24 protein-coding genes are annotated in these 24547 nt (G+C 68.6%); 6 read left to right on the top strand and 18 right to left on the bottom strand.

Annotated features, from left to right (window positions below; all coding sequences use genetic code 11):
* Positions 1–45: 45 nt before the first annotated feature.
* The 5 genes from AB0F51_RS26490 to AB0F51_RS26470 all read right to left on the bottom strand — a co-directional run bounded on the left by AB0F51_RS26490 (position 46) and on the right by AB0F51_RS26470 (position 3812).
* The gene (locus tag AB0F51_RS26490) at positions 46–495 is read right to left on the bottom strand and encodes a GNAT family N-acetyltransferase (RefSeq protein WP_360284282.1); all 450 of its coding nucleotides are present in this window, start codon (positions 493–495) and stop codon (positions 46–48) included.
* Between the two features lie 70 nt (positions 496–565).
* Positions 566–1090, bottom strand: a complete 525-nt coding sequence (locus tag AB0F51_RS26485; RefSeq protein ID WP_360284281.1) for a DUF1990 domain-containing protein — start codon at positions 1088–1090, stop codon at positions 566–568.
* Positions 1077–1895, bottom strand: coding sequence for a YndJ family protein (locus AB0F51_RS26480; protein ID WP_360284280.1), 819 nt, complete (start codon positions 1893–1895; stop codon positions 1077–1079). Before AB0F51_RS26480 ends, AB0F51_RS26485 begins: the two co-directional genes overlap by 14 nt.
* Entirely contained in the window at positions 1895–2908 is a 1014-nt protein-coding gene (locus AB0F51_RS26475; protein ID WP_360284279.1) for an LCP family protein, read from the bottom strand. The genes AB0F51_RS26480 and AB0F51_RS26475 overlap by 1 nt, the downstream gene beginning before the upstream one ends.
* A 106-nt stretch (positions 2909–3014) precedes the next feature.
* Positions 3015–3812 (bottom strand): AraC family transcriptional regulator, encoded by a 798-nt coding sequence (locus AB0F51_RS26470; protein ID WP_360284278.1) that lies wholly within the window; start codon positions 3810–3812, stop codon positions 3015–3017.
* Between the two features lie 72 nt (positions 3813–3884).
* On the opposite strand from AB0F51_RS26470, the gene AB0F51_RS26465 reads away from it, so the two are divergent.
* From AB0F51_RS26465 to AB0F51_RS26450, 4 genes are all read left to right on the top strand, one after another.
* Positions 3885–4694 (top strand): phytanoyl-CoA dioxygenase family protein, encoded by an 810-nt coding sequence (locus AB0F51_RS26465; protein WP_360284277.1) that lies wholly within the window; start codon positions 3885–3887, stop codon positions 4692–4694.
* Between the two features lie 123 nt (positions 4695–4817).
* Entirely contained in the window at positions 4818–5111 is a 294-nt protein-coding gene (locus tag AB0F51_RS26460; protein ID WP_360284276.1) for an HU family DNA-binding protein, read from the top strand.
* A 161-nt stretch (positions 5112–5272) separates the two neighbouring features.
* Positions 5273–7228 (top strand): M13-type metalloendopeptidase, encoded by a 1956-nt coding sequence (locus AB0F51_RS26455; protein ID WP_360284275.1) that lies wholly within the window; start codon positions 5273–5275, stop codon positions 7226–7228.
* A 37-nt stretch (positions 7229–7265) separates the two neighbouring features.
* Positions 7266–7748: a helix-turn-helix domain-containing protein gene (locus AB0F51_RS26450; protein WP_360284274.1), complete on the top strand. Its 483-nt coding sequence runs from the start codon at positions 7266–7268 to the stop codon at positions 7746–7748.
* A 40-nt stretch (positions 7749–7788) separates the two neighbouring features.
* On the opposite strand, the gene AB0F51_RS26445 is transcribed toward AB0F51_RS26450, so the two are convergent.
* Together AB0F51_RS26445 and AB0F51_RS26440 are read right to left on the bottom strand one after the other, a co-directional pair.
* Positions 7789–9204, bottom strand: coding sequence for an MFS transporter (locus tag AB0F51_RS26445; RefSeq protein WP_360284273.1), 1416 nt, complete (start codon positions 9202–9204; stop codon positions 7789–7791).
* Between the two features lie 115 nt (positions 9205–9319).
* Positions 9320–9466 (bottom strand): hypothetical protein, encoded by a 147-nt coding sequence (locus tag AB0F51_RS26440; RefSeq protein WP_360284272.1) that lies wholly within the window; start codon positions 9464–9466, stop codon positions 9320–9322.
* A gap of 70 nt (positions 9467–9536) precedes the next feature.
* Between AB0F51_RS26440 and AB0F51_RS26435 the strand changes: the two genes are divergently transcribed.
* Positions 9537–10514: a helix-turn-helix domain-containing protein gene (locus AB0F51_RS26435; protein ID WP_360284271.1), complete on the top strand. Its 978-nt coding sequence runs from the start codon at positions 9537–9539 to the stop codon at positions 10512–10514.
* A gap of 99 nt (positions 10515–10613) precedes the next feature.
* On the opposite strand, the gene AB0F51_RS26430 is transcribed toward AB0F51_RS26435, so the two are convergent.
* From AB0F51_RS26430 to AB0F51_RS26380, 11 genes are all read right to left on the bottom strand, one after another.
* A complete protein-coding gene (locus tag AB0F51_RS26430) occupies positions 10614–12047 on the bottom strand; it encodes an aminopeptidase P family protein (protein ID WP_360284270.1) in 1434 nt (477 codons plus the stop codon).
* 18 nt (positions 12048–12065) lie between these two features.
* On the bottom strand, positions 12066–12488 hold the full coding sequence (panD, locus tag AB0F51_RS26425; RefSeq protein ID WP_360284460.1) for an aspartate 1-decarboxylase: 423 nt from the start codon (positions 12486–12488) through the stop codon (positions 12066–12068).
* A gap of 67 nt (positions 12489–12555) precedes the next feature.
* Entirely contained in the window at positions 12556–14757 is a 2202-nt protein-coding gene (locus tag AB0F51_RS26420; RefSeq protein WP_360284269.1) for an MMPL family transporter, read from the bottom strand.
* Positions 14758–14838: 81 nt separating this feature from the next.
* Positions 14839–15519, bottom strand: coding sequence for a response regulator transcription factor (locus AB0F51_RS26415; RefSeq protein ID WP_360284268.1), 681 nt, complete (start codon positions 15517–15519; stop codon positions 14839–14841).
* Positions 15422–16708 (bottom strand): sensor histidine kinase, encoded by a 1287-nt coding sequence (locus tag AB0F51_RS26410; RefSeq protein ID WP_360284267.1) that lies wholly within the window; start codon positions 16706–16708, stop codon positions 15422–15424. The genes AB0F51_RS26415 and AB0F51_RS26410 overlap by 98 nt, the downstream gene beginning before the upstream one ends.
* A gap of 82 nt (positions 16709–16790) precedes the next feature.
* On the bottom strand, positions 16791–18356 hold the full coding sequence (locus AB0F51_RS26405; RefSeq protein ID WP_360284266.1) for an alpha/beta hydrolase: 1566 nt from the start codon (positions 18354–18356) through the stop codon (positions 16791–16793).
* 92 nt (positions 18357–18448) lie between these two features.
* The gene (locus AB0F51_RS26400) at positions 18449–18781 is read right to left on the bottom strand and encodes a hypothetical protein (protein ID WP_360284265.1); all 333 of its coding nucleotides are present in this window, start codon (positions 18779–18781) and stop codon (positions 18449–18451) included.
* Positions 18778–20211, bottom strand: a complete 1434-nt coding sequence (locus tag AB0F51_RS26395) for an FGGY family carbohydrate kinase (protein ID WP_360284264.1) — start codon at positions 20209–20211, stop codon at positions 18778–18780. The genes AB0F51_RS26400 and AB0F51_RS26395 overlap by 4 nt, the downstream gene beginning before the upstream one ends.
* The gene (locus AB0F51_RS26390; RefSeq protein WP_360284263.1) at positions 20198–21595 is read right to left on the bottom strand and encodes a trehalose-6-phosphate synthase; all 1398 of its coding nucleotides are present in this window, start codon (positions 21593–21595) and stop codon (positions 20198–20200) included. Before AB0F51_RS26390 ends, AB0F51_RS26395 begins: the two co-directional genes overlap by 14 nt.
* Positions 21596–21601: 6 nt before the next feature.
* Positions 21602–22639, bottom strand: coding sequence for a Gfo/Idh/MocA family oxidoreductase (locus tag AB0F51_RS26385; RefSeq protein WP_360284262.1), 1038 nt, complete (start codon positions 22637–22639; stop codon positions 21602–21604).
* Positions 22630–24066: an amidase gene (locus AB0F51_RS26380; protein ID WP_360284261.1), complete on the bottom strand. Its 1437-nt coding sequence runs from the start codon at positions 24064–24066 to the stop codon at positions 22630–22632. The genes AB0F51_RS26385 and AB0F51_RS26380 overlap by 10 nt, the downstream gene beginning before the upstream one ends.
* 169 nt (positions 24067–24235) lie before the next feature.
* Between AB0F51_RS26380 and AB0F51_RS26375 the strand changes: the two genes are divergently transcribed.
* On the top strand, positions 24236–24544 hold the full coding sequence (locus AB0F51_RS26375) for a DUF3263 domain-containing protein (RefSeq protein ID WP_026162776.1): 309 nt from the start codon (positions 24236–24238) through the stop codon (positions 24542–24544).
* The last annotated feature ends 3 nt before the right edge of the window (positions 24545–24547 follow it).

Genomic DNA, 24547 nt, shown 5'->3' with positions numbered 1-24547 from the left:
AAAAGGTATGAGCTCTTGCGGGGCCTTTGCGTTGTGCTTGGCAGCTCAGGCCGTTTGCCAGCCGAAGTTGAGCGAGTGGCTGTCCGGGTCGTGCCGGTTGTAGAAGCGGTGCGCGTCGGTGCGGGCAGTGGACGAGTCGAGCTCCAGGTGGGTGGCGCCGTTGGCTGCGGCCCAGGCGCGGGCGGCCGTCAGAAGGGCTGCGCCGATTCCGTTCGAACGCTGCCCGGGGTCGACGGCCAGGTCCTCCACCCAGCAACGCTGACCGAACCGGACCGACTCGAGATCCAGGTACGTCGTACAGAAGCCGTGGAGCTCGTCGCCGTCAGCAGCAACCAGTGCTCCGCTGCGTGGGCCGGCGATGGTGCGTTCCAGCCGGTCGGCGGCGACGGCCGGGTCCCAGTCGGTTGGCTTCGCGCCGGGCGGTTCGAACAGCCAGCTGTAGGCGTCGACGAGTTGGGGGATGTCAGCAGGTGTAGCGGCACGGACGTTACTCATGCTGGTGAGGCTAGGAGCGGTACTGCTGGTCGGGACAGGGCCATTGGGCGCTGCCTTCGCCAGTCCACTCTCAGCGGTTGGCCAGCCGCTCCAGTGCCTGGCCGTAGCGCTGGGCTACGAGCTTCTGGCCGGCGCGGGTCGCAGGGCCGCCGAGGCGCGCGTACCAGGTGCCGGCGCGGCTGTAGGCGCGCAGCGTGAAGTAGATGCCGTCCGGCTCGCGAGTGACGACGAAGGACTCTTCACCGGCCGCGGGGTGGCCTTCCAACGTGCCGTAGGCGAATCCCACCCGGTCCTGCTCGTCTGCGACCCAGACCACCCGGCAGGGGACGGGCAGGCCGAGCGAACCGACGCCGAGTCGGCCCAGCGCGTTGGTGCCGATCACCGCGGGGCTGTCCGTCGCTTTGACCGGTACTCCGGCTTTGCCGTGCATCTTCCAGTTCATCAACGCCTCGGTGGCGCGGCGGAACACCTCGTCGCCACTGCCGATCCGGACCCGGTGGTCGAGCCGGTGGTAGCCGGGCGGGGTCTCGACGTACCGGGTCGAGCCGACCGCGTCGTAGCTGAAGCGCCGGCCAGTCAGGTCATCGAGCTTCATCCCACTCCTTCAGCCGGCGCCAGGCCAGCAGTCCGCAGAGAGCGAAGCCGAGTGCGTTCGCCACTCCATGTGTAGCAACCATCCACTGCAGCGGCAGGTACGGCGTCGCCACTACATGTCCCAGTGCCCAACTGAGCGCCAGGAGCATCGTCACCACCAGTACTGCGGCCGAGACGGTCAGCAGCACCTTGGTGGCCCGGTCAGCAGTCCGGGAACGCCGCCACATCGCCCAGCCGACCATCCACATCCCTGCTGTCAGTACCGCGGCGCCGAGCAGCTCCACCGCGTCGCCGAGGAAGAAGCCGACCAGCACGATGCCTGTACCCAGCGGCACGCTGATCGCCGCAGCGGTCGCTACCCGGCCGCTGGTCGACTCCACCACCAGGCATGCGACCAGTGCCGCAGCGAAGCCGGCGAAGTGGAAGTGGGCGACAGTCAGCGAGAGCACTGTCAGCTTGAAGCCGAACAGCTCGTGTGACGAGCGCTCTGCAACCAGTGCCAGCGCGGCGATCGCCGGTGTCACCAGTGCGGTGTAGAGCGCGATCTCCCTGGCCCCCAAGCGCCTCCGGCGTACGAGGTCCACTGCAGCCAGTACTGCGAGGGCGAGGGTGCCGGCCGCGTAGATGGTGGCCAGTGCGATCGACAAGTCGCCGCGGCCGAGCCAGAGGGAGATCACCCCCGGCACGGCCGCGGCCGGCCACCAGCGGCGGACCGTCGTACCGCCGTCCACCGTCACCAGGCTGAGCCCCAGCGGCACGATCACGAGCATGCCGAGACTCACCACCAGATGAACCAGCGTGAGCACTAGCTGCTCTTCAACCCGCTCGTGTTGTCTTCCTTCAAGGCCTTGAAGAGCGCGGTGGCCTTCTTGGAGTCCCACTTCACGGCCGAGCCGTTCGAGGTGCTGAGGTTGCTGTCGGAGATCGGCACGGTCAGCGTGACGCCGCTGCTGCCGGCGGACACCGCCTTCATCCCGCGGGCGAACTTGAGCAACGTGAACGGGCCCATGTCCTTGTCGACACTGAGCGCCTCGGCACTGGCGGTGCTGAGCTTGTAGAAGCGGAACGGGTTCAGGAAGGTGGCCGGCGAGACGCCCTTGTCCGCGATCGCACCGATCATCTCGCGCTGCCGCTGGACCCGGCCGAGGTCGCCGGACGGATCGAAGTAGCGGGCCCGGACGTAGCCCAGAGCGGTCGGGCCGTCGAGGTCCTGACAGCCCTGGGGCAGGTTGATGTGCGCCTTCTCGTCCTTGATTGCCTTGGGCAAGCACATGTTGACCCCGCCGACCGCGTCCACGATCGAGGCGAAGCCGCCGAAGCCGATCTCGACGTAGTGGTCGACGCGCAGGCCGGAGACGTTCTCCACGGTCTGGATCAGCAGCTGCGGGCCGCCGAACGAGAAGGCCGCGTTCAGCTTGTTCCGGCCGTGGCCCGGGATCGGCACGTAGCTGTCCCGCGGCAGGCTGACCAGCGCGGTCGGGCCGGACTCCGGCACGTGCAGCAACATGATCGAGTCGGTCCGGTGACCGGCCGCCTTGCCGGTGTGCAGCCTGGCCCGCTCGGCCCGCGACAGTCCCTCGCGGCCGTCGGACCCGACCAGCAGGTACGTCGTACCGGGGGTTGCGGCGGGGCGGTCGCCGGCCGGGAAGGCGTCGATCTTGTTGATCTTGCCCCAGGCGAACAGCGGGATGCAGATCAGGCTCAGCACGAACAGCAGGACGATCAGTCCGATGATCCGGCCGATCCAGTTGCGCCGCTTCTTGGGTCGCGCGGGCGGCCGGCTGACGTAGCGCGGGTCGATGGACTGCGGTTGGCTCATGGAACGACCGTATCGGCACCCGGGGGATTCGGGCGTCAGTCCGGCGAAGGGTCTTCACCCCACACTTTCAGACCGCCGGCCCCGGCCGCCTCGATCGAAAGGATGATCATCGCCGCCCGATCGAACCAATCCGCCGGAACGTGCGTGGCGCCAGCCCCACCCGGGCGCTGAACAACCGGCTGAAGTACGCCGGGTCGTCGTAGCCGACCTCCCGGGCCACCCTCGCGACCGGGAGGCCGGACTCGGCGAGCAGCGCCTTTGCCTCGTTCATCCGGGTGGTCAAAATCACTTCCTGCGGCGTGGCTGCGGCAGCTCGCCGAGTCGCCGTCCGCAGCTCGTCGACGGTGACCCCGAGCGCTTCGGCGTACTGCCGTATCGACAGTGGACGACAGGCGATGGCCCGCAGCCTGGCGACCAGCTCGTCGCCCGGTTCGTCCTGCGCTGCGGCGGCTATCAGGTCGTAGAGAGCTGCAGCGATCTGCACCTCTCGACCTCCGGTCTTCACGACTCGGAGCAGCTTGGCGAAGGCGCGCTGTGGCGAGTGGGGGTCGGCGTACCGGCGTACGGGCTGGTCTGGGGTCAGGTAGCCGAGACGGGTCAGGGTGTCGGTCGCAGTGCCGCCGAAGAGGACCCACGACTGCTGCCAGTGAGTGGACGGCCGGTAGCCGTGCAGTACGCCGGGGAAGAGCCAGAGCAGGGCTGGGGCCTCTACCTCGTGCAGTACGCGGTCGGGGCCGTGCAGCAGGTGGCCCTTGCCGCGGTGAAGGAAGACGGCGGCGTGGCAGCCGAGGGCGCGTTCGGGAGGTGCGCCGGGTGCGTGGCGCTGCTCGCCTGCGCCGAGACAGAAGAGTCCAAGTTCGCGCTCAACCGGACCAGGGGTCAGGTAAGTCGACCAGTCGTCCATGATGACAAGAGTCCAAGAAGTGCGTGCATCAGTCCATTCACTGCGGTCTGGTTGGGCGACTGGAATGGTGGCGTGCTGACTTCCAATGGGTATGTGTTGTCGTCCGGGCGGCTGGGGAGGCTGAGTGAGGTGCCGCAGCGTGAGCGTGGCGATCGGGAGGCGCTGCGGGTCCGGCTGGAGCGGGACGGGTATTTGTTTCTCCGGGGATTGCTTGATCCGGTTGAGGTGATGGCGTTCCGGCTGTACTACTTCGAGCGGACTGGTGTTGCCGACGCTCACGGGGTGCCGCAGGTTGTGGATCCGGGCGAGTTGCGGAGGGTGCTGTTCGGGGAGGTGGTGCCAGGGGCGCAGTACCAGGCCTTCTGCGCGCAGCCGGCCTTGCGGTCCTGGTATGAGTGGTTCCTGGGTGGGGAGGCGTTCCTGCATCGGCGCAAGATCATCCGGCACATCGCGCCGGGCGAAGCGGGGATCGGTACGGCGACGCAGGCGCACTACGACCTCGTCTACCTCCGCGAAGGCACCGACCAGGTGCTGTCGGCCTGGATCCCGCTCGGCGACTGTCCTGTCTCCCTGGGCGGTCTCACGTACCTGGAAGGCAGCCACCACCGAGTACTGCGGGAGGAGGCGGCCGGCACCCTCAAGCGCCCGGCCGCCTCGATCACTGCCGACCTGCCTGGCCTTGCCGAGGAGTACGACTCCCGCTGGCTGGTTGCCGACTATGCGGCGGGCGATGTCGTCATCCACACAGCCCACACTGTCCACGCCGCGCTGGACAACGTCTCGTCGTCGATGCGGCTCTCGACCGACATCCGCTACCAGTTGGCGTCCACCTCCATCGACCCGCGCTGGCAGTCGCACTGGCACGACCAGGACGGGCTCTGACGCGGGTTTTCCCCACGATCTGGGATCGCTCTCGCTAACGACAATCATTTCGGTTAAGGTTTTGGAGGTCCGACCGGGGCGGCGTCCGCAGTGCCGACCGGCGGCGCGACTTCGAGGAGAACCGTGAACCGCAACGAGCTGGTCGCCGGCGTGGCGACGAAGGCGGGCATCCCGCGTAACCAGGCCGAGAAGGTGCTCGACGCGCTGGGCGACGTCGTCACCGAAGCCGTGCACAAGGGCGACAAGGTCTCGCTGACCGGCCTGCTGAGCATCGAGCGGGTACTGCGCGCGCCGCGGACCGGCCGCAACCCGCAGACCGGCGAGCCGCTGTCGATCCCGGCCGGGTACTCCGTCCGGCTGTCCTGCGGAAGCCGCCTCAAGGCCGCCGCCCGAGGCAGCCTCCGCACCGTCTCCTGACCACCGACGGCCGTCAGCCAGTACGACGGACGGCCCGCTTCTCGCGGACGGTTGCGCCTTCGGCGGCAGCTGTGGATATCCATCCCGGCGGCTGGTGCGGACGGGTAATGTCACGGTGAGTGGCACCAGGCCGGACAGAGCAGCGAAGGAGCGGGACAGGTATGACAGCAGGGATCGACAGCTCGGATCTGTCCACCACGGTCCGGCCGCAGGACGACCTGTACCGGTACGCGAACGGGCCGTGGCTGGACCGCACGGAGATTCCCGCGGACAAGGCGATCTACGGCGCCTTCCACGCGCTCTGGGACGCGGCGGAGCAGGACGTGCGGGCGATCGTGGAGAAGACCGCGGCGACCGAGCACCCCGAGGGCAGTGAGGCGCGCAAGATCGCCGACCTGTTCAACAGCTTCATGGACACCGAGACGATCGAGCGGCTCGGCGCCGGCCCGATCGCGGACCAGCTCGAACTGGTCGCCTCGGTCGAGGACGTGGACGGCCTCGTCGGCGCTCTCGGACAACTCGAACTGCAAGGCGTGCACGGCGTCTTCTACTACGGCGCGGACATCGACGCGCGGCAGTCCGACCAATACATCATCTACGCGAGCCAGGGCGGCATCAGCCTGCCGGACGAGTCGTACTACCGCGAGGACTCCTTCGCCGAAGTGCGGACGGCCTTCGTCGCCCACGTGGCCAAGATGCTGGAGCTGGCCGGCCTGCCCGACTCCACTGCCGCAGCTGAGCGGATCATGGCGCTCGAGACCCGGCTGGCCAAGGGCCACTGGGACCGGGTGCGCAACCGGGACGTCACCGCGACGTACAACAAGCTGGACCGGGCAGGGCTCGAGGAGCTCACCCCTGGCTTCGACTGGTCCGCGTGGATGTCCAACGCCGGGGTTCCTGAAGACGCGTTCGCCCAGCTGGTGGTCCGCCAGCCCGACTACCTGACCGCCGCCGCGGTGGCGCTGCAGGAGATCGAGCTCGCGCACTGGAAGGAATGGCTGAGCTGGCGCGTCGTCCACAACGCGGCCCCGCTGCTGAGCCAGGCCTTCGTCGACGAGAACTTCGACTTCTACGGCAAGACGCTGACCGGCGCGCCCGAGCTGCGGGAGCGGTGGAAGCGCGGTGTCGGCGTCGTCGAGTCCGCGCTCGGTGAGGCGGTCGGCCAGCTGTACGTCGCCGAGCACTTCCCGCCGGCCGCCAAGGCCCGGATGGTCGAACTGGTCGCCAACCTGGTCGAGGCCTACCGGCAGCGGATCGAGGCACTGGACTGGATGAGCCCGGAGACGCGTCAGCGCGCACTCGAGAAGCTCGGCCGGTTCACCCCGAAGATCGGCTACCCGGACAAGTGGAAGGACTACAGCGCCCTCGAGATCCGCCCCGACGACCTGGTCGGCAACGTCCGCCGCTCGGTCGCGGTGGAGACCGCCCGCGATCTGGCCAAGCTGGGCCAGCCGATCGACAAGACCGAGTGGTTCATGACGCCGCAGACGGTCAACGCCTACTACAACCCGCGGATGAACGAGATCGTCTTCCCGGCCGCGATCCTGCGTCCGCCGTTCTTCGACCTCGACGCCGACGACGCGGTGAACTACGGCGCGATCGGCGCGGTGATCGGGCACGAGATCGGGCACGGCTTCGACGACCAGGGGTCGAAGTACGACGGCGACGGCAACCTCAACGACTGGTGGACCGACGACGACCGGGCCGCCTTCGAGCAGCGCACGGCCAAGCTGGTCGCGCAGTACGACGTACTGGAACCGACCGACGCGCCGGGTCACCACGTCAACGGCGAGCTCACCCTGGGCGAGAACATCGGCGACCTCGGCGGCCTGTCGATCAGCTACGTCGCGTACCAGCTCGCCCTCGGCGACGCGGAGATGCCGACGATCGGCGACCTCACCGGGCCGCAACGGTTCTTCCTGGCCTGGGCGATGGGCTGGTCCACCAAGGCCCGCGAGGCCGAGGCGATCCGCCGGCTGGCCATCGACCCGCACTCGCCGCCGGAGTTCCGCTGCAACGCGGTCGCTCGCAACATCGACGCCTTCCACGAAGCCTTCGGTGTCACGGAGAACGACGGGATGTGGCTGGCGCCGGAGGATCGCGTCCGGATCTGGTAGCGCGGGAAGGCTTTAGCCGGACGGATATATTGCTGGTATGGCAGCCGTGATGGAAGGTGAGCTGGCCGATCTCAGCTCGTGGGACACGGCCGGCTGTTCGATCGCCCGCGCGCTGGACATCGTCGGTACCCGTTCGGCGGTGCTGATTCTGCGCGAGGCGTACTACGGCACCCGCCGCTTCGACGGTTTCGCCGGCCGCGTCGGGATCACCGACGCGGCCGCCGCCAAGCAACTGCGGAAGCTCACCGAAGCCGGCCTGCTGGAAAAGCGTCGCTATCAGGAAGACGGGCAGCGGGCCAGGGACGAATACGTCCTTACCCAGAAGGGGTTGGACCTGCTGCCGGCGGTCGTCGCTCTCTGGCAGTGGGGTGACGAGTACCTCCAGCCCGGCCCCGCGCCACTCCAGCGCTTCGACACGCGGACCGGCGAGCCGGTACGTGCCGAGCTCCGCGCCGCCGACGGCGCCGAGGTCGACCTCGACCACCTCGGCATCCGCGCCAACAACAAGCCGACCGGCTGACCGCGCTCGACCTCCGCGATCAACCGGCCGACCGGCTCTTTTACTTGTTTGGCTGGGATGGTGTGGTGATGCCGAAGGAGGTCAAGGTTGCGAGTAGGCCGACGGTGGCGATTGCCCACCAGGCCCAGCGGAATGAGTCCAGGCTGTTGGCTGCGCCGGTGGTGAGGGTGCCGAGGATGGCGACCAGCAGCGTGACGCCGAGGACGTAGCCCAGTTGGCGGCTGGTGTTCACGATCGCGCTGCCGGTGGACACCCGCGCAGGCGGCAGGTCGACCGTCGCCTTGGCCAGCAGATTCGGCAGCGCCAACCCGACGCCGACGCCGACCAGCATCCAGCCAGGGAGCAGCTGGCTCCAGTAGTTCACGTCGACCGAAGCGCTGATCGCCATCAGCACCGCACCGAGGCCGACGAACGCGTTGCCGAGGGCAACAAGTTTGCCGGCCGACATGCGCTTGCCCAGCCGCTGGCCCAACGCGGCGACGAAGGGCACCAGGAGCGGGCCTGGCGCGACAGCCAGCCCGGTGATCAGCGCGTCGTACTGCAGACCGGTCTGCAACCGGAGGATGACGCTGGGCAGGACCGCACCGAACGCGATGCAGAACAGCAAGGCCGTCACGTTCGACCAGAAGAAGGATCGAACCCGCAGCAAGGCCGGATCGATGATCGGTACGGGGTGCCTCACCATCCGGATCGCCACCACGAGGAGCGCGGCAACCGTGACGGCGAAGACCAGCAGGGTGGATCGGTCCGTCCACCCCCATTCACCGCCCTTGACCAGCGCCAACGCCAGCCCACCGAACCCGATCGCGATCGCGACGGCACCCAGGACGTCCGGGATTCTGGTGACCGAGCTGTCCTTCGTTTCCGGAAGCAACAGCACCGCTCCCACGATGGCGGCCACGCCCAACGGCACGTTGATCAGGAAGATCCACCCCCACGACACCTTCACCAGCAAGCCGCCGAGTACCGGCCCGATCGCACCGGCGAGGGCGGTCGAGGTGGCCCAGATCTTCACCGCACCGGCGCGACGTTCGGCCGGAAGCGTGGTGAGCAGCAAGCCGAGACTCGTCGGCGTCAACGCCGCGGCGCCGGCCGCCTGGAGCACCCGGAAGGCGACGAGCCACCACAGAGACGGGGCGAAGGCGCAGGCCAGGCTCGCCAGTGAGAACAACGCGACACCGGCGATGAACCCGGCTTTTCGCCCGTGCCGGTCGGCCAGCCGCCCGGCCGGAATGAGCAACGCGGCATAGACGATGGTGTAGCCGTTCAGAACCCAGCTCAGATCCGACAGCTCTGAACCGGAGTAGCTGTCACCAATCGCCGTGAAGGCGACATTGACCACGAAAACATCCAGTAGTGCCATGAACGCCGCTGAGCAGAGCACCAGCAGGATCAGGTTCGAGCGATCCCGCACCGGCGGCGCCTCGCCCAGAGTCTCGGCGGCAGATCCACGCAATTGAGTCATGGTCGACTGGGGGATTGCGCCGGTCGGCCTCACCCCCCGCCCCCTTCCGCTTCCAGCCAGAGTCAGCACTGTTGTGCCGACTCTGGCTGACTATACTTCAGTCAAGTCAGCTAGGAGTCCGTTGTCTCACCTTGCCGGGACGGTGATGAACGGCGGGCCGGGACAGTTGGTCGGCGAAGCGGCCCAGGAGGGCCAGCAAGGAAAGGGCGACGGCGTACACGATGAGCTGGATGACAAGGTGCAGGAGGATCATCCGCTCATCGTCGTCAGGCTCGTTCGCGGCCAACAGTGGCAAGAATGCCCATCTCCGATAGATTGTTGACATGCATCGTGTCGCCGTACTGGCCGTCGACCGGGTGGACAGTCTCGATCTCGCGATCCCGGGTGAGGTGTTCGGGTCCGCGCGGTCCCGGGGCGAGGATCCGGGTACGTCGTACGGAGATCCGCTGTACGACGTGATCGTGTGTGGGGAGCGACCCGGGCTCGTGGTCACCGGCCGCGACGGCCGGGAGCTGTTCAACCTCACCGCTCCCTATGACCTGGCAGAGGCGGTGACCGCCGACACTGTGGTCGTGCCGGGCGCTCGCCTGACCACCGAGCCGCCCGCCGAAGTGCTCGACGTACTGCGGCAGGCGCACGAGCGTGGCGCCCGAATCGCATCGATCTGCAGTGGCGCCTTCATGCTGGCCGCGGCCGGGCTGCTGGACGGACGCCGGGCGACAACGCACTGGACCTCGGCCGGGTACCTGGCTCAGGAGTTCCCGCTGGTCGAGGTCGACGCCAACGTGTTGTTCGTCGACGAGGGCGACGTACTCACGTCAGCAGGAGCGGCAACCGGCCTCGACCTGTGTGTTCACATGGTGCGCAACGATTTCGGAGCGGCGGTCGCGGCCGAGGTCGCCCGCCAGGTGGTGGTCGCGCCGCAACGGGCCGGCGACCAGGCGCAGTTCATCGTCCACCACGAGCCCACGGATGACAGTGGCTCGCTGGAGCCGACGATGCGGTGGATGCGCGACCACCTCGGCGAGCCGTTGACGCTGGCCGACATCGCCCGGCAGGCGGCCGTCAGCCCGCGGAGCCTCAACCGGCGCTTCCACGAACAGACCGGGACGACGCCACTCCAGTGGCTGCTCACCCAACGCGTGCGTCACGCCCAGGAGCTGCTGGAGACCACAGCCCTCTCAATCGAGGAGATCGCCGCCCACTGCGGCTTCGGCACCGCCATCAACCTCCGCCAACACTTCACCCGGCGGGTCCACCTGTCCCCCCAGGCCTACCGTCGAGCCTTCCAACTCCGCTGACCCCGAGCGGCCGCCTCGATGACTCGCTAGGTGACCGATGGCCCGCTCCAGCAGGCCATCGGTCAGCTAAGGGGCCAGCGGCCCAGTGGGTTCGGGTGGTTAGTTGGTCATCCAGTTCTGGACTGCTTCGATTTCCCGGGGCATGGAGCCGGAGAGGTTTTCGGTGCCGTCCGCGGTGACGAGGATGTCGTCTTCGATGCGGATGCCGATGCCGCGGAGGTCCTCGGGGACGGTCAGGTCTTCGGCCTGGAAGTAGAGGCCGGGCTCGACGGTGAGGACGTAGCCGGCCTCGAGGTTGCCCTTGTTGTACTTCTCGTTGCGGGCGGCCGCGCAGTCGTGCACGTCGAGGCCGAGCATGTGGCTGACGCCGTGCAACGTGTAGCGCTGGTAGATGCCGCTGCTCGGGTCGAGGGCCTCGTCGGCGGTGACCGGAAGGAGCTCCATCGCCTCCAGCCCGCGGACCAGTACCTCGATGGATGCTTCGTGGCCGGCGCGGAAGGGAACGCCGGGCTTGAGCGCGGCGATGCCTGCGTTCTGGGCGTCCAGCACCAGTTGGTAGAGCTCGCGCTGGCGCGGGGTGAACTCGCCGTTCACCGGGAGCGTGCGGGTGACGTCCGCGGTGTAGAGGTTGCGGTTCTCGACGCCCATGTCGAGCAGCATCAGCGTGCCGTCGTTCACCGGGCCGTCGTTCTCGATCCAGTGCAGCGTGGTCGCGTGCGGTCCGGCGGCGGCGATCGACGTGTAGCCGACGTCGTTGCCCTCCGCGCGGGCGCGGCGCCAGAAGGTGCCCTCGATCCAGCGTTCGCCGTACTGGCGGACCTTGTCCATGTCGGCCAGGACGTCGGAGAAGCCCCGGTGGGTGATCGCGCACGCCTCGCGCAGCTGCTCGATCTCGAAGGCGTCCTTGACCAGCCGGAGCTCGGACAGGGTGAAGGCGAGCTCGCCGTCGCGGTCGGCGTCGGTCTTGGCGCCGCTCAGCAAGGAGGCGATCGAGCTGTCCTCGCCGCGCCGGACCCGGGTCGGGACGTCGCTCTTCAGGACGTCGGCGAGCGCGTCGACGTGCCGGGTCTCGAGGCCGAACTCCTTGGCGGTCTCGGTCAGCGACGGACGCCGGCCGGCCCACAGTTCGCCGTACATCCGGTCGCGCCAGAACTCCTCGCCCTCGCTGCGGTCCGCGCGGGGCCGGAAGTAGAGCACCGAGTCGTGGCCACTGGTCCCGTTCGGCTCCAGCACCAGGACCGCGTCGGAGGTCTGGTCGCCGACCAGCCAGACGTAGTCGGTGTGCGGGCGGAACGCGTAGTCGGTGTCGTTCGAGCGGACCTTGTAGGTGCCGGCCGGGATCACCAGCCGCTCACCGGGGAACGCCTGCGACAGGGCGTCGCGCCGCTTCGCCGCCCAGGTGCCGACGTCACTGAGAGTGACGTCCTCACGCTCGGTCGGGCCCCAGCCCGAGTTCATGAACTCGCGCAGCTTCTCGTTCGTGGGGCTGTCGTGGGTCGCGGTCTTGGGAGCCTTGTCCGTGCTGTCGCTCATCGTCGAGCCATCCTCATCTCAGCGCGCGGTGTGCAGTTGGTCGCCGCGGAGCGTGCCGCTGTCCGGCAGCACCTCGGCGGGGTCGGAGCCGATCCGGGTGATCGCATTGTGCCCGTCCACGAAGACTACGCTCGGCTCGAAGATCTTGGCCTCCGCGGTGTCGAACAGCCCGTACGCGATCAGGATGACCAGGTCGCCGGGATGGATCAGGTGGGCCGCGGCGCCGTTGATGCCGACGATGCCGGTGTCCCGCGGCCCTTCGATCAGGTAGGTGGTCAGCCGGTTGCCGTTGGTGATGTCGACGATGTCGACCTGTTCACCGGGCAGCAGGTTGGCCGCTTCCATCAAGGTCGCGTCCAGCGTGCAGGACCCGACGTAGTCGAGGTCGGCCTGGGTGACGGTGGCCCGGTGGACCTTGGACTTCATCATCGAGCGCAGCATGGCGCTCATCATCCAGGTCAGCACTGTCACTGTCAGTGGCCACCGTCACCCTGCGGGCCGATCGTTCTCAGCGGTAGGTCAGTTCCGGCTCCGCGGCGGACTCCGGTACGACGTGGTCGAGTTGCCGGCGGAGCTTCTCGCCCTCGATGTCGACGTTCGGCAGCAGCCGGTCCAGCCAGCGGGGCAGCCACCAGGCCGAGCGGCCGAGCAGGGCCATCACCGCGGGCACGATCGTCATCCGGACCACGAAGGCGTCGACCAGGATCGCGAAGGCCAGGCCGAACCCGATCTCGCGGACCAGGATCTCGCTGGACAGGATGAAGCCGGAGAAGACCGCGATCATGATCACCGCGGCCGCCGTCACCACCCGCGACCCGTGCGCGAAACCGTCCACGACGGCGGCGCCCGCGGGGGAGCCGTGTACGTGTTCCTCGCGCATCCGGGTGACCAGGAAGACCTGGTAGTCCATCGCGAGGCCGAACACGATGCCGACCAGGAAGACCGGCAGCATGCTGATGATCGGTCCCGCCTGCCCCTCGATGCCGAACAGCCCGGCGAGCCAGCCCCACTGGAACACCGCGACCACCGCGCCGAACGTGGCGGCCACCGTCAGCAGGAAGCCGAGCGTGGCCTTCAACGGCACCAGGACCGAGCGGAACACGATCATCAGCAGGATGAAGGCCAAGCCGATGATCAACGAGAGATACGGGAGCAGCGCGTCGCCGAGCTTGGCGGAGATGTCGATGTTGAATGCGGTCGCCCCCGTCACCGAGACCTCGGCACCGGCCGCCTCCGGCGTGGACCTGATCGCCTCGACGAGCTCCTTGGTCTCGGGCGCACTCGGGCCGCTCGCCGGGATCACTGTCATCAACGCGGTGTCCCCGGCCGGGTTGAACATCGCCGGAGTCACGACAGCCACATCCGCCAGCCCCCGTACTGCGTTCGCAGTACTCTCCGCGGCGGCCTTCGGGTCAGCTGCCCCGGCGGCGTCGACGACCAGCATCAGTGGTCCGTTGAAGCCCGGGCCGAATCCCTCCGACAACATCTCGTAGGCCCTGCGCTGGGTCGAGTCCACAGCCGCGGAACTGTCGTCCGGCAGCCCGAGCTCCAGGTCGAGGGCGGGGATGGCCAACGCGCCCAGCCCGATGACGCTCACCAGCAACACGGCGATCGGTCGCCGGGTGACGAAGCCCGCCCAGCGGCGGCCCATGGTCGGCTTGTCCGCCGCCTCCGGGTCGCCGCCGCGCAGACCGGGGATGCGGCCACCGAGGACGCGACGTCCGGCCATGCCCAGCAGGGCCGGCAGCAGAGTGAGAGCGATGGCAACGGCGATGGCGACTGTGAACGCTGCTCCCAGACCCATCTCGGTCAGGAAGGGGATACCGACGACGAACAGCCCGGCGAGCGCGATCACCACGGTCAGTCCGGCGAACACCACGGCGGAGCCGGCCGTGCCGACCGCCCGGCCGACGGCTTCCTCCGGTTCCAGTCCGTTGCTCAACTCGTGCCGGTACCGGGACATGATGAACAGCGCATAGTCGATCGACACCGCAAGACCGATCATGAAGGCCAGGACCGTCGTCCCCTCGCCGATGTCGATGAACCCGGTCGCCGCCGTGATCAGGGACGCGCCGATGCCGATCCCGATGAGTGCCGAGAGCAACGGCAGACCGGCCGCGATCAGCGAGCCGAACGTGATCAGCAGGACCACGGCGGCCACGCCGATGCCGATCACCTCGGTCAGGCTCTGCTCGTCCTGGACCTGCATCGCGTCACCGCCGTACTCGACCGTCAGGCCGCTTGCACGAGCGGGCTCGACCGCGGAGGCAACCGCCTCCTTGGCCTCGGGCGTCACTTCCTGAGCGGGCACCTGGTAGGCGACCTGCGCGTAGCCGACCCTCCCGTCGGGCGAGATCGCCTTGGCAGTAAAGGGATCCACGACTCGCTCGACCTGGGGAGCGGTGGCCAGCCGCGCGAGCGTGCTCCGCACGGTCGCGGTGTTGGCCGGATCGCTGAGCTTTTGCCCTGGCGGCGCCTCGAAGACGATCCGGGCGGTTCCGGCATCCGCACCGGCCTGCGGGAACCGCTCGTCGAGCAGATCGACCGCCCGCTGCGACTCGGTGCCGGGGATGGAGAAGCCCGTGGCGGTCGGCCCGGACAACGTGGTGGCGCCCGCGATGCCCGCGGCGAGCAGCGCCAGCCAGACGAACACCACGAGCTTGCGCCGGCGGAACGCGAACCGGCCGAGCCGGTAGAGATAGGTAGCCATGCCGACGATCGTTCCGCCGGCACCCCGTAGTCCGCGTCCATCAGGTGTGGGCTTCTCGCCGTACTGCGGATGCCGTACGAGCTACTGCAGTGGTTGTACTCCGCTGCGGACCAGCCCGGTGCGATAAGCGATCACGACGAGTTGCGCGCGGTCGCGGGCGTCGAGTTTCACCATCGCCCGGTTCACATGCGTCTTGGCGGTCAGCGGCGAAACCACCAACCGCTCGGCGATCTCGTCGTTGGACAGCCCGAGCGCGACCAGCCCGACCACTTCGCGCTCCCGGTCGGTCAGCACCTCCAGCAGTGCAGGGGCGGCCAACTGCTCCAGCTCAGGTTGGGCGAGGAAGCGATTCATCAACCCCCGGACGGCTTTCGGCGACAGCAACGCGTCTCCCCGCGCGACCACCTGGATCGCGTTGATCAGCTCGTCCGGCTCGACGCTCTTGCCGAGGAAGCCGCTGGCACCGGCCCGGATCGCCTCGAAGACATACTCGTCCACCTCGAAGGTGGTCAGGATCAGCACCTTCACCCCGGCCAGCGACTCGTCCGCGGTGATCTGCCGGGTGGCCTCCAGGCCGTCGACGTCGGGCATCCGGATGTCCATCAGCACCACGTCGGCACGCTCGCTGCGGGCCCGCTCGACCGCCTCCCGGCCGTTCGCCGCCTCAGCAACGACCTCTAGACCCGGTGCTGAGTTCACCAGTACTCGGAACCCGCTGCGGATCAGCGTCTGGTCGTCGGCCAGCAGTACCCGGATCGTCACGTGTGGCTCCACCAGTCTCCAAAGGAAGTACGGCCCGGACGCGGAAACCCCCGGCGGGCAACGGTCCTGCCGTCAGTTCGCCGCCGACAGCGGTCACTCGCTCGCGCATCCCCAGCAGCCCGTGGCCGGCGCCGACCGGATCCACCGAGGTGGTCCGGTACGGCGTCTCCGGGTGGCCGCCGTCATCGGTGATCTCGACCGTGAGAGAGCCGGGCTCGTGCTCGATGCGGATCCGGACTGCAGCGCCGGGAGCGTGTTTCACCACGTTGGTCAGGGATTCCTGCAGGATCCGGTACGTCGTCAGCTCGATCACGTCCGGCAGTTGCAGCGACACCGGTGGCTGCCAGTCGACCACCAGCCCGGCCGCGGTGGAGGACTCGATCAGCGCACCGATCTCTTGCAGGGAAGGCGTCGGCGTGGTCGGCAGCGAGCCCAAGCCGGAGCGACGCAGTACGCCGAGAAGCACGGTCAGCTCCTGCAGCACCGTCCGGCCGCCCTCGCGGACCAGCAGGAGCGCGCGGTCGGCCTCGTCGGGCTGCTCGCGGAGCAGGTGCGAGGCGACGCCGGCCTGCACGTTCATCAAGGCGATGTGATGGGCGATCACGTCGTGCAACTCGTGCGCGATCCGCAACCGCTCCTCGATCACCCGCCGCTCGGCCTCCTCTTCGCGGGTCTGCTCGGCGCGCCGGACGCGCTCCTCCAGTTCGTGCAGGTAGGCACGGCGGTAGCGCACCGCCTCGCCGATGGCGCCGGCGAACAGGACGAAGATCGCGACCGGGAGGTTCTCCAGCAGGTCGCCGTCGACGAACAGCGTGGTCGTGCCGACCATCGCCACGACGGCCACGCCGACCGCGATCGAGCGGGTGCGCCGGTCCTTGTGAGTCACCACGGTGTAGATCGCGCACGCCAGCGGGAGGACGATCGGGCTCTTGACCTGGACGCTGGCCGTATAGGCGATCGCTGCCAGCGAGGTGAGGACCAAGACGGTGAGCGGGGCCTGCCGACGGAAGGCGAGCGGCAGGCAGGCGAGCAGGATCAGGAGGGTGCCGGTGACGGTCAGCTCGATCTGGGGATCGCCGTGCTTCGCGCCCGGGCGCAGCAGGTTGATCGCGAGCACAGTGAGCACGATGGCGTGATCGCACGCCACCGGATGCACTTTGAACCCCGCGAACCGCGGGCTTGCCGCCATTCCCTCACTCTACGTGTGCACGGCCGGCGGACGCGTCGTCCGCCGGCCGTATCCAGCCAGTACTACGTACGCAGTACGACCGTCACTCCACCGGCGAGATCCGGTCGGTCCTGACCACCTTCGCCTTCCCCGGCGTGGGCATCGGCAGCGCATGGCCCGGCACCGAGGTGTCCGCCTTGGGCAGCTCGCCGGTCAGCAGGTACTTCGTACCGATCGCGTTCGCGGCCGGGTTGACCGCGGCCCGCGAGTTGGCGAAGACACAGTGCTTGCCCGAGTCCCGCTCAGTCACCAGAACCGATGTGGGCAGCGCGGCGTGCAACTTCAGCGCACCCTCGTACGGCGTCGCCGGATCGCCGATCGTGTTGTACATCAGGATGCCCGGCAGGTCCTCGCCGGTGATCTCCGGACGGCCCTTGGTCGCGACCGGCCAGCTGTGGCACGCGCTGGTGAAGACGTTGTACCAGGCGAACTGCGACGTCTTGGCGACCTGGGCGGTATCGCGTTCCCAGGTGGCCCGGTCGCGCGGCCAGACGGAGTCGGAGCAGACCACCGCGTTGAAGACGGCCAGCGCCTGTTCGGCGTCCGGTGCGAGGTACGGCGCGGCGAACTCGGCGAGCGGACCGTCGTCCCCGCCGACGGCGTACGCGCTGATCGCCTGGGCGAACGGGGTCCAGTTGGATTCGGAGTACATCATCCCGAGGGCGGTGCTGAGCAGTTCGCTGCCGCCGGTGGCGCCGCGGGGCGACGTACGGAAGTCGGTGAGGGTCCTGTTCCAGTTGGCCTGGACGGCGGCGAAGGTCTTGCCGAGGTGGAAGACGTTGTCGTACCGCGCGATCCAGCCGAGGTAGCTGTCGAACCGCTTCTGCATCGCGGCGGCCTGGTTGAGAGACGCCCGGTACCAAACGTCCTGCGGAGTCGGGTCGATGTTGCCGTCGAGAATCATCCGGCCCACGTTGTGCGGGTAGAGCTTCCCGTACACGGCGCCAAGGTAGGTGCCGTACGAGAAGCCGACGTAGTTGAGCTTGGCGTCCCCGAGGGCTCCACGGAGACGGTCGAGATCGCGGGCGACGTTCTCGGTGCCCAGATGCGGCAGCAGCGCACCGGACTTGGCCGCGCAACCGTCCGCATAGCCGGCCCAGATCTTCCAGAGCTCGTCTCGCTTGGCAGGGAGGTCAGGATCCGGCTGCGGTGGAGTGAAGTAGTCCGGTTCCGCGCAGCTGATGGGGGAGCTGTGTTCGACCCCACGAGGGTCGAACCCGATCACGTCGTAGGCGTCCAGTACTGCGGGTTCGAGGCGGGTGAAGCCGGTCGCGTCGGGCTTGGTGAGAGTGCCGGCGTAGCTGGCCCCGCCGCCACCAGGGCCGCCGGGGTTGAGCACCAGGGAGCCGAGCCGCTTGGCCGGGTCCTTGGCCGCGTGCTTGGTCACCAGCAGGGAGATGGTGGCGCCGAACGGCCGGGTGTAGTCCACCGGCACTGACAGGTTGGCACAGGTCAGCGCGGGGAAGGACTGCGCGATGTCGGTGGGGCAGGCGCCGAACACGAGCGAAGCGCTGGAAGAAGTTGCGGCTGCCGGTACGGCGAGTGCCGGGGCAGCGGGAGCGGTGAGAGCGAGGGTTGCAGCGGCGGCGAGCGCCAAGCGGAAACGCATCTGCGGAGTGCCTCCTACATAGCGGAAGGGACTCTCCGGAAGCTAGCCGCGCGATGATTCACCGGGACAGCTTTTCGAGGCCGCTCGAACCGTCAGAGCAGTTCGCGGAGGGCGGCGACCCGGTCGGGGGCGCCCTTCAGCTGGGCTCCGCGCGATAGCAGCACCAGTTGGCCGCTGTTGTTGCGGGAGGCGACGCGGGCCTGTTCGTAGAGCAACTCGACCTCGAGAGCCACCGCCTTCACGGCGTACTCCGCGGGGTTGTTCCAGCGGAAACCGAACTGCTGGCGGATGGACTTGACCACCCGCATCGACTGGGCCTGCCCGCCGAGCCCGGTGCTCTCGAAGGTCGGTCCGAAAGCCTCGGCGGCAATCACGACGATGTCCGCGGCGAGCAGCTTCTCGACGTCCTCGGGCGTGCTTTTCAAGAGTCTGCTCCGGTGGCTTGGACGGCGAGTGCGCGGAGTGCTTCGTAGCGGGGGCGGAGGAGGGTGATGCGCTCGACCTCGGCGGGGACCGGCTCAAGATGTTCTCCGCCGGGCACTGGCGACAGGTTCAGGGCGACCGCGGCGGCACCGCGCGCGCCGACCTCGGCTTCCGAGCAGACGTCGGTCGGGCGGTCGAAGGTCGCGGTCAGGCAGCGGCGCCACCACGCGGACGCGTCGATGCCGCCACCACCCAGGACGACCTGCAGCGGCCGCCCGAAGAGCGCGTCGAGCATCCGCAGGCCGCGGTCGATCTCCAGCGAGGCGCCTTGCAGCGAAGCGGCCAACAGGTCGGCGGCGGTGTCGTCGAACGACAGTCCGAAGTACACACCGGAACCACTCGGTACGACGTGTGGCGGCCGCGTCCCGGCCTGGAACGGGATCGCGATCACGCGCGAAGAGCCGATCTCCACACCGGTGGGCTCGGGGGCGTCGAGCCGCAGTACGCCGGTCAGCCACGCATGCAGGTTTCCCGCCGCCGAGAAGGCCATCCCGGTCACGGCGTGCCGATCGTCGACGCGGTAACGCCACAGCTCCCACGGCAACTCCGGCGCGCCCTCGATCGGGTGGACGACGCGCACGGCGGCCGACGTACCGACTGTGACGGCTGCCGTGGTCTCGTCGTACGCGCCGGTGCCGACGTTGGACGCGGCGCCGTCACCGGTGGGCGGATGAACCGGTACGCCGACCAGCCCCGGCCAGCGTCTCGCGTACTCGGCCGACAGCTTGCCGGTCCAGCCGGTCGGCACGATCGGAGGTAGTTGGGCGGCCGAAACACCTGCCACGGTCAGTGCTTCCTCGTCGTACACGCCTTTGGCGAGGTCGAGTGTGCCGGTGCCCGACGCGATGGACACCGAGGTGACCCGCTCGCCGGTCAGCCGCTCGAGGACGAGATCGGGGAGTCCGGCGTACGACGAAGGTGTGGTGATCGACCGGAGCCAGGGGATGCGCCGGGTCCAGTACAAGCGGTGCAACCAGGATCCGGTCCGGGCGTGGAAGGCGTGCTCGTCGAAGGCCGGGTCGAGCGTCGGGGCGACCGAGCGGGTGTCGACCCACGGGACCACCGGGGTGAGCGGAACGCCTCTGTTGTCCAGGGCAACAATCGAGTGCCACTGCGAGGAGATCACGATCGCGGTGAGGCCGACCAGGTGGCCGTTCTGCTCGAGCTCGTCGAGACAGCCGAGCAGCCCCTCGACGTACCCGTGCAGGTCGAGCGTCGCCTCACCCGCAGCCCCGTAAAGCGGCAACACCTTGTGCCGAGCCAACGCCCCGGCTACCGGCGAAGCATCCGCCGAAAGCACCAGCGCACGAGCAGAAGACGTCCCAAGGTCAAGGGCAAGAATCCGCCCGCCAACGGCATCAATCCTCTGCATGCAACGCCTTCAGGAAAGAGGCTGCCCACACATTCACGTCGTGGGCGGCCAGGTGCTTGCGCATCGCCTTCATCCGGCGGCCGAGCTGGCGGTCGTCGGTGTTCATCGCGTCGACGATGGTGTCCTTCATGCCGTTGATGTCGTGCGGGTTCACCAGGAACGCCTGCCGGAACTCGTCGGCCGCGCCGGCGAACTCGCTCAGCACCAGCGCGCCGGTGTCGTCGTACCGGCAGGCGACGTACTCCTTCGCGACCAGGTTCATCCCGTCCCGCAGCGGCGTCACCACCGCGACGTCGGCGGCCCGGAACAGCGCGGCCATCTCGGTGCGCGAGTACGACGTGTGCAGGTAGTTGATCGCGGGCGTGCCGATCCGGCCGTGCTCACCGTTGATCCGGCCGACCAGCAGCTCGATCTCGTCACGCAGGACCCGGTACTGCTCGACCCGCTCGCGCGACGGCGTGGCCACCTGGATGAAGACGGCGTCGTCCACCGAGACGCGCTTCTCGTCCAGGAGTTCACCGAAGGCGCGCAGCCGCTGCCGGATGCCCTTGGTGTAGTCGAGCCGGTCGACGCCGAGCAGGATGTGCGCGGGGTTGCCGACCTCCTCGCGCATCTCGGCGGCGCGGGCCAGCGTCTCCGGCTGGCGGGCGATCTGCTCCAGCTCGCCGACGTCGATCGAGATCGGGAACGCCTTGGCGCGCACGATCCGGTCGTCGGGCAGGTGGATCCGGTCGCCCCGGGTGCGCAGTCCCATCCGGTTGCGCGCGAGCCGGGCGAAGTTCGAGGCGGCTCCCGGCCGCTGGAAGCCGACCAGGTCGGCGCCCATCAGCCCGTCGAGGATCTGCCGGCGCCACGGCATCTGCGCGAACAGCTCGGTGGGCGGGAACGGGATGTGCAGGAAGAAGCCGATCCGTACGTCGGGACGCAGCCGGCGCAGCATCGCCGGGACCAACTGCAACTGGTAGTCGTGCACCCAGACCACCGCGTTGTCGTCAGCCGCTTCGGCGGCCGCCTCGGCGAACCGCCGGTTCACCGCGACGTAGGACTCCCACCACTCGCGGTGGAACTCCGGCGCCACGATCACGTCGTGGTAGAGCGGCCAGAGCGTCGCGTTGGAGAAGCCCTCGTAGTACAGCTTGATGTCCTCGGTGGACAGCGTCACCGGGACCAGGTGCATGCCGCCCTCGTCGAACGGGTCCAGCTTCTCGTCGGCGCCACCGGTCCAGCCGATCCAGGCGCCCTGGTGCCGCTGCATGACGGGCGCCAGGGCGGTCACCAGACCACCGGGGCTGCGCCGCCAGGCCGTCGTACCGTCGGGCATCTCGATTCGATCGACCGGCAACCGGTTGGCCACCACTACGAAGGAACTGCGTCCGCTCGGCATCAGTTGTTATCCACCCAGGTCTTCGTCGTCGCCGGGGTAGCTGACCCCGATCTGTCTACGCGTCTCGTCGAGCAGTTCGAGGATCTCGATCGTGGCGGCATGCGGGAGGGCGGGGCATTCCACCAGCCCGGCGCGCAGCGCCTGCATCACCTCGGCTGCTTCGTAGTGGTACCCAAGCCCATGCGCCGTGGCCTGACCGGGGTGGTGGGGCGGGGAAGGAATCGGCACTGCGATCCGCTCCTGGCCGGACGCCGTACTGCGCACGTAGTACTCGGGGTGGTGAAAGCGGGACGGGAGCAACAAACTGCCCTCGGGCCCGCTGACGGAAGCGGTGAACGGGTTCTGCGAGCGGAGCCCACAGGTGAGGGCCGCGACGGCGCCGGAGTCGTACCGCCAGGCCATCGCGACGTTGAGATCGACGCCGTCGTCATTGAGCGAGCCGACGGCCTTCACCTCGGCGGGCTTGCCCAGGGCCATGTGCACGAACGTCATCGGGTAGATGCCGCCGTCCATCAGTGAGCCGCCGCCCAGCGCGTGGTCGAGCAGGCGGGCCGGCGGGTTGGGCTTGTAGAAGCCGAAGTCCGCGAGCGCCTCCATCGGCTCCCCGATGACGCCGGTCTCCAGATCGGCGAAGAACGCCTTCACGACGGGGTTCGTGCGCATCCACATCGCTTCGGCGAAGAGCGTGTTGTTCTCGACCGCCACGGCGACCAGGTCGCGCGCCTGTTTCGCGGTCAGCGTGACCGGCTTCTCGCAGAGCACCGCGATCTTGGCCTGCAGAGCGGCTCGCGCGACCGCGTAGTGCTGCGGGTGCGGAGTACCGATGTAGAGGACGTCGACCACGCCGTCGTCGAGCAGCCGGCGATAGTCGTCGTAGCGGTGCTCGATGCCGAACTCGTCGGCGAACTTGTGCGCGTTCTCCAGCGACCGCGAGGCGACAGCCGTCACCACGGCCTCGTCGCCAAGCAGGGCGAGGTCCTTGGTGAAGGAGGTGGAGATGTTGCCAGTAGCAACGATTCCCCAGCGGACGCGATCTATACCCACTGTCTGAACTCCGGGGTCGGGAACGGGCCGTGAGCCTTGATTCTCGCCGTTTCGAACGCGTGCGCCAAGCGAATGAGGGTGGCATCACTGCGACCGGTGCCGCTGAAGGTGATCCCGACCGGCAATCCCTCGACCAGACCCGACGGTACGGCGATCAGCGGGTAGCCGGCCAGCGCGGCATGCGTCGACGAGCTGCCGAGCACGTGATCGCCGTTGACCAGGTCGATCGCCCAGGCCGGTGAGTACGCCGGCGTGACCAGGGCGTCGAGCTGGTGGTCGCGGAGCAGGTTGTCGATACCGTCGCGACCGGCCCGCAACGCGGACAGCCGGGCGGCCACGTAGACCGCCGAGTCGAGTCCGTCGGTCCGCTCGGAGCGCTCGAAGAGCTCCTGGCCGAAGTACCGGAGCTCGACGTCGGCATGGGCCTTGTTGAAGGCAATCACGTCCGCAAGGCTGCGCGGGCCGCCCGGGCGCCGGGTCGCCAGGTATGCGGCGAGATCGACCTTCATCTCGTACTCGAGGACTGCCAACTGGTCCTCTTCACTACCCGGCGACGGCAGCGACAGCGGGTCGACGATGGTCGCCCCCGCCCTGGACAACAACGCCAGCGCCTCTTCGGTCACCTGGTCGAGGGGCTTCGAATACCCCCACAAAGGCCCCCGCGGTACTCCGATGCGAACGCCGGTGAGGTCGTCCCCCTCGCAGCTTGCCTCGTAGTCCGTGCCCCCGCCGGTCATCACGGCGAGCAGCGCGGCGGCCTGCCGAACCGTCTTGGTCATCGGCCCGGCGGTGTCCTGCGAATGACTGAGCGGGACGATGCCCTGCTGGGGAATCAGGCCGACGGTCGGTTTGAGCCCGACGATGCCGTTGAGTGCGGCCGGGCAGACGATCGAGCCGTTGGTTTCCGTCCCGATCGAAAGGTCGGCGAGTCCGGCGGCGACGGCCGCGCCCGACCCGCTGGACGAGCCGCCGGCGGAACGATTGAGGGCGTACGGGTTGCGGGTGAGCCCGCCGTACGCGCTCCAGCCGGACGACGAGGAGGAGCCGCGGAAGTTGGCCCACTCGCTCAGGTTGGTCTTGCCCAGGATGATGCAGCCCGCCTCCCGCAGGCGGCGTACGAGTGGGGCGTCGTGCGGTGGAGGCGGCTGGTCCGCCAGCGCCAGTGAGCCGGCCGTGGTCGGCAGGTCGAAGGTGTCGATGTTGTCCTTCACCAGCACCGGCAGGCCGTGCAGTGGACCGCGCACCCGGCCGTCGTCACGCTCCGTGTCGAGGCGGGCGGCTTCGGTCAGAGCGGCCGGATTCGGGGTGCAGACAGCGTTCACCAGAGGGTTCAGCTCGGCGTACCGGTTCTGCAGCTCCTCGACCGTCGCGACGGCGGTTCGCGGGCCGGGCGACACGTCGCCGGGGCCCTGTCGAGTTGAGCTCACACCGTCGATCCTGCCAGAGTTGAGCCCGCCCGGCCGTCTGCCTGGTGTCTCGTGGGACGCTACCCACGACACACGCTGGGTACCTGCGCGGTGAATGACATTGCTGTGTTTCACCGCGTAGGGTGGAACGCGGACGGACGATCACCGACCGCACGGGAGTCACCAGCAGATGGACAGCGCCAACGCCAGCTCTTCCGGCCCCGCCGAAGCAGCCCAGCCGGCCGTCGCTGGGTTGTCCGACCGGGACGGTGCCATCCTCGGCTTCGAGCGGCACTGGTGGAAGTACGCCGGTGCCAAGGAGCAGGCGATCCGGGACCAGTTCCAGATGTCGGCCACCCGCTACTACCAGGTGCTCAACGCCCTGATCGACCGGCCCGAGGCTCTCGCCCACGACCCTCTCCTGGTGAAGCGGCTGCGCCGGCTGCGCGCCGCCCGCCAGCGAGCCCGATCCGCCCGCCGCCTGGGCATCGAGGTCTGAACC

The sequence above is a fragment of the Kribbella sp. NPDC023855 genome (genome assembly GCF_040639475.1).
GTDB lineage: Bacteria > Actinomycetota > Actinomycetes > Propionibacteriales > Kribbellaceae > Kribbella.
Note: the sequence above shows the minus strand (reverse complement) of the source record. Positions and strands in the feature narration are given on the sequence as shown.

Coding starts and splice junctions, on each gene's coding strand:
- AB0F51_RS26490 (WP_360284282.1), bottom strand. CDS start 495: ATGAGTAACGTCCGTGCCGCTACACCTGCTGACATCCCCCAACTCGTC.
- AB0F51_RS26485 (WP_360284281.1), bottom strand. CDS start 1,090: ATGAAGCTCGATGACCTGACTGGCCGGCGCTTCAGCTACGACGCGGTC.
- AB0F51_RS26475 (WP_360284279.1), bottom strand. CDS start 2,908: ATGAGCCAACCGCAGTCCATCGACCCGCGCTACGTCAGCCGGCCGCCC.
- AB0F51_RS26470 (WP_360284278.1), bottom strand. CDS start 3,812: ATGGACGACTGGTCGACTTACCTGACCCCTGGTCCGGTTGAGCGCGAA.
- AB0F51_RS26455 (WP_360284275.1), top strand. CDS start 5,273: ATGACAGCAGGGATCGACAGCTCGGATCTGTCCACCACGGTCCGGCCG.
- AB0F51_RS26450 (WP_360284274.1), top strand. CDS start 7,266: ATGGCAGCCGTGATGGAAGGTGAGCTGGCCGATCTCAGCTCGTGGGAC.
- AB0F51_RS26440 (WP_360284272.1), bottom strand. CDS start 9,466: ATGATCCTCCTGCACCTTGTCATCCAGCTCATCGTGTACGCCGTCGCC.
- AB0F51_RS26435 (WP_360284271.1), top strand. CDS start 9,537: ATGCATCGTGTCGCCGTACTGGCCGTCGACCGGGTGGACAGTCTCGAT.
- AB0F51_RS26430 (WP_360284270.1), bottom strand. CDS start 12,047: ATGAGCGACAGCACGGACAAGGCTCCCAAGACCGCGACCCACGACAGC.
- panD (WP_360284460.1), bottom strand. CDS start 12,488: ATGCTGCGCTCGATGATGAAGTCCAAGGTCCACCGGGCCACCGTCACC.
- AB0F51_RS26420 (WP_360284269.1), bottom strand. CDS start 14,757: ATGGCTACCTATCTCTACCGGCTCGGCCGGTTCGCGTTCCGCCGGCGC.
- AB0F51_RS26410 (WP_360284267.1), bottom strand. CDS start 16,708: ATGGCGGCAAGCCCGCGGTTCGCGGGGTTCAAAGTGCATCCGGTGGCG.
- AB0F51_RS26405 (WP_360284266.1), bottom strand. CDS start 18,356: ATGCGTTTCCGCTTGGCGCTCGCCGCCGCTGCAACCCTCGCTCTCACC.
- AB0F51_RS26395 (WP_360284264.1), bottom strand. CDS start 20,211: ATGCAGAGGATTGATGCCGTTGGCGGGCGGATTCTTGCCCTTGACCTT.
- AB0F51_RS26390 (WP_360284263.1), bottom strand. CDS start 21,595: ATGCCGAGCGGACGCAGTTCCTTCGTAGTGGTGGCCAACCGGTTGCCG.
- AB0F51_RS26375 (WP_026162776.1), top strand. CDS start 24,236: ATGGACAGCGCCAACGCCAGCTCTTCCGGCCCCGCCGAAGCAGCCCAG.